The sequence below is a fragment of the Lysinibacillus sp. genome, assembly GCF_032093475.1.
Classification (GTDB): domain Bacteria; phylum Bacillota; class Bacilli; order Bacillales_A; family Planococcaceae; genus Lysinibacillus; species Lysinibacillus irui.
In genome coordinates this window covers 1-4,158 of record NZ_DAMDAY010000008.1, presented here as the reverse complement: position 1 = coordinate 4,158, position 4,158 = coordinate 1, and the positions used below count along the sequence as shown (strand labels likewise).

General features: G+C 36.7%; 3 protein-coding genes and 1 pseudogene. 1 reads left to right on the top strand and 3 read right to left on the bottom strand.

Annotation, left to right across the window (positions count from 1 at the left end; genetic code table 11):
• From RT445_RS03485 to RT445_RS03475, 3 genes are all read right to left on the bottom strand, one after another.
• The coding region (locus RT445_RS03485) for an aminotransferase-like domain-containing protein (protein ID WP_313469708.1) at nucleotides 1–1,017 on the bottom strand (1,017 nt) is incomplete at its 3' end.
• 191 nt (nucleotides 1,018–1,208) lie between these two features.
• Nucleotides 1,209–2,654 (bottom strand): sodium/proline symporter, encoded by a 1,446-nt coding sequence (locus RT445_RS03480; protein WP_274794882.1) that lies wholly within the window; start codon nucleotides 2,652–2,654, stop codon nucleotides 1,209–1,211.
• An 86-nt stretch (nucleotides 2,655–2,740) separates the two neighbouring features.
• A complete protein-coding gene (locus tag RT445_RS03475) occupies nucleotides 2,741–3,622 on the bottom strand; it encodes a LysR family transcriptional regulator (RefSeq protein WP_274794883.1) in 882 nt (293 codons plus the stop codon).
• Between the two features lie 139 nt (nucleotides 3,623–3,761).
• On the opposite strand from RT445_RS03475, the pseudogene RT445_RS03470 reads away from it, so the two are divergent.
• A pseudogene (locus tag RT445_RS03470) lies at nucleotides 3,762–4,158 on the top strand (L-2-amino-thiazoline-4-carboxylic acid hydrolase); the annotation flags it as partial.

Below are 4,158 nucleotides of genomic sequence, written 5' to 3'. Positions count from 1 at the left end.
TGCTAAAATCCAGCCAACACGTAGGCCTGGAAATAGGATTTTAGAGAAGCTGCCAATATAGACAATGTTATTACCTGATCCGCTAAAGGCTATCAGTGGTGCCAAATGAGAACCTGTGTACCTTAATTCTTCGTTAAAGCCATCCTCTACAATGGGGATTTGGTATTTTGAAAAGAGCTGGAAAATAGCATTCCTTTTTTCAGAAGAAGTGACGATTCCAGTTGGATTATGATAGGACGGGATGAAATAGGCAAAATCAAATTGCTTTTCCGCTAAGTCTTGTTCCACCTGACCTATATCAACCCCATCATCACTCATATCGATCCCATGAATGTCTAATCCATGCATACGGAAAAGCTTCAATGCTGCATGATGCGTAGGGTTTTCACATAGAACACGCCCTGACTTTTTGGCGAAAGAGGACAATAATATATCTAGCCCCTCCGTAAAACCATTAGTAATCATAATATCTTTATTAGAAATATCTACACCCTTCATTTCCATATAACCAAGAAGGTAATCAATTAAAGGTTTATATCCCTTTGCATAGCCATAATTTAAAACAATATCTCCTTCAATGGACATTCTTGTGAGGAATGCCCTTTTGAAGTTTTCAACATCAAAAAGCTTTTCTTCTGGGGCTATACTAATAAAAGAAATCATGCCCTTTTGCCAGTGTATATCTTGTCTTATTAAATCAATTTCATCTGCTAATAAAGTCGTATCATTTAACCTCTTCTTCCAATCCATTTCAATAATAGACGATGTTTTTAATGTAGTAACCTTTCCAACAAAATGCCCTTTGCCCTTCACTGCATAGATAATGCCATCTTGCTCTAATTCGGCATATGCGTTCAACACTGTATTTCTACTGACTGTTAATAACTTACTAAGTTCACGGGTAGATGGAAGCTTTTGATGCTCCAATAGATGTCCCTTGACAATCATATCTTGAACATATTTCTTTAATTGCACATAAACAGGACCTTCATCTAAAACCTTAAAATCATTAAACAACTTCCTAACCCCCTTGCTTCATTTTTGCATATTCATCGTTTATCTAAAAGGTCCACACATTATGTAATTTCCTGTTAGAGTGGTTGCTCTTCCTTTTATCATATTTCCATTGTATAAAAAGAAAACTCCCATTTTGAGAAATATCTTCAAAACAGGAGTTCCACTTATTATTCTAAAATACTTTTAAACTTCTACACTTTTATTTGCTCTTGCTCTTTATCAGGACATACTAAAGACACGATAACCCCAACAATTAAACAAATAAAGAATGTCGCTGCCTTAGCCGAAACAATGGCCTCCATAGGAGAGAGAGACCATGCAATTGCACTAATGAAACCTACAACAATTGTGGCAATGACCCCAATACCTGAAACACGTTTCCAGAAAAAGATTAAAAGAATGACAACAGAAAATGTATTACCAATCCCTGCCCATGCAAAGGAAACTAAATTATAAATGACTGAGCCTGATTTAAGTGAAATAATAATACCTACAATCCCACTAATCACTGCAACTAGACGAGAAAGGTGAACTAGTTTTTTACTAGAAACATTCCAACGTAATGTCTTGTGGATAATATCCTCACTTATAGACGTTGTAATCACTAATAATTGTGATGATGCTGTGGACATAATTGCTGCTAAAATACCTGCAACAATAATTCCCGCAACCCACGGTGGTAAGATTTCAAATACCATATGAGGTAAAATCATCTCTGGGTCTTCTATAGAGCCTTGTTTATACAAAGTGGATGCGAAAATAGCTGATAAGAAAGCACCTACATATACAATGAGCGTCCAAATGATGGCCATATTACGTCCTGTAATGCGCTCTTTTTCAGTTGTAATAGCCATAAAACGAGAGCTTAATTGAGGTTGTCCGCCTAGCCAACCAAAGAACCATGACAGATTTGTAAATAGCATAGCTCCTAAAGCAAGTCCATTTAAGCCGCCCACCCAGCTATCCGCACCATTGCCCATATTCGCAAGCTCTGTTGAAATGCTTAAACCCTGATGTTGGATTTCCATATAAGCCGCGATAGGGACAATAATAAATGAGATGAGCATTAAAAAACTTTGGATTGTATCTGTCCACACAACAGACATAAATCCTCCCATACATGAATAGGCAATTATTATTGCACCAATAATAATTGTACCCCAAGTAATGTTTAATCCTGAGAAGGAGTAAATCGTTTTGCCCATCCCTGAAAATTGAGCAGCTAAATAACAAACAAAGAATAACACCATAACCGCAGAAGCTAGCCAACGAATAATGTCAGCATGCTTTGGAAATTTGACAGCAATATAGTCTGTTAAACTATTCACCTTATATTTTTGTTGCTCAGTCATAAAACGTTTTGATAAAAATAACCATGAAGCAACTACCCCTAAGAGCATGCCTGATAAAATCCAAATGCCAGAAAGTCCTGCTACATAAATAAAGCCAATTGCCCCTAAAAACATGTAGGCTGACTCCCCAGTAGCTCGTTCTGAAAAGGCTAGCGCCCAGCCAGGTAGTTTATTGCCCCCTAGAAAGTAATCATTATGTGATAAATCTTTTTTGCTAAAGTAAATCCCAACTCCAAGCATTGCGAGTAAATAGATAAATATCTCAACATAAACAATCGTATGCATAACCCAAACGTCCTCCATCTGATTAAAGTAAACAATCCCAATTGGTTTTATCAGATAATAGTTCGGGTTATTTTAATTGTCAATAACTAAATTTGTAAAAAGGATGCAAAGTATTTCGATATTTCTACAAACTTTAAAGCCCCCGGAGAAAGATGAACACTGTGTTTGTATGCAATTCCAACCTGTCGAATATATGCTTGAGAAAATTTTTTTCTAATCAAACTACTTGGCGCATGTAGTAAGAGAGAATTCGGAACAATGGAAATACCTAAATTTTCATTAACCATTGTTAAAATGACCTGATCGACCGATAATTCATATACCACATTCGGGTGGATTTTATGTTTGGCTAAAACCCTTGATACATCTCGGTCAATAGTACGTTTAGGCATAATCCAACGTTCATCCTGTAATTGCTCAATGTTAAGTTCACTCTCTTTTGCTAATGGATGCTCCTTCGCCATGATGCAGACAAGTTCATCATCAAAAATCGCGTCAAATACAAGATGTTTAGAATGTGGTTGTACTAAAAATCCAATATCTACTACCCCATTATGTAACCAATCCTCTATTTGGTCATAATCCCCTTCCAACAAACGAATGTGTAAATCCGGATGATGCTGTTCAAAGTACGCTAAAACCTTTGGCAGTAAGACAAGTGAAACACTTGGTAGAATACCAACGGATAACGTACCACCAATTAGGTTTTTTAATTTAGCGACTGAGGTTTCTAGTTGCTGCTGTTGCTGCAATATCTTTGAGATATGCTCATAAATAATCTTTCCCTCACTCGTTAAAACAATATTGTTACGGTTTCGAATAATTAGTGACAAACCAAATTCTGCCTCTAAATTACTAATCGTGTGACTGATTGAAGACTGTGTAAGATTTAGCTTTAATCCTGTCTCTGTAAAATTCCCCGTATTGATCAGCGTATGGAAAGCAATATATTGTGCCAATGTTGCCATATTACCGCCATCTCCTTTTATGATTTTTTTTCATAATAAATTGTGTAAATATTCATTTGATTTCATTTACTAGCCACCTCTATAATAAAAATAAAATCCAAGTAAATCAATAAGATTTGTATTGAGGGGGCTCATACTAATGGCAGGGGAAAAATTAATGATGAAGGCTTTATCCATGGACGTAATTACGGCAAAAATGTTTACAGAGTTACATCTCTCCATTACAGAGCAATATGGGGAGTATGGTCGTGAATTAATACAAAAAGGTTTAGAGGCATTTGGTTTAAAGGACGCTGAAGCCATGGCTAAGAAGGCAACAGCAGAAGGCGAAAATCATACTTTCTTTGAATATTTACCATCGATCGTGGAAGGTGAAGAGAAATTTGCGGATTTAACAACGTTCGCCCGTTTTTCAAAAATGTTTGCACAAATTGCTAAGCCAGTTGTAGATGAGTTTGGTGAAGCGGGTGAACAGGTCATCATGCGCGCAGTCGAACGTTTCGGCCATAAACGGGGCCAAGGTATTGCTCAACGTG

What these genes read in the sequence shown, in the direction of transcription:
- RT445_RS03475 (WP_274794883.1), bottom strand. Translation starts at nt 3,622, where the DNA reads ATGGCAACATTGGCACAATATATTGCTTTCCATACGCTGATCAATACG.
- RT445_RS03480 (WP_274794882.1), bottom strand. Translation starts at nt 2,654, where the DNA reads ATGCATACGATTGTTTATGTTGAGATATTTATCTATTTACTCGCAATG.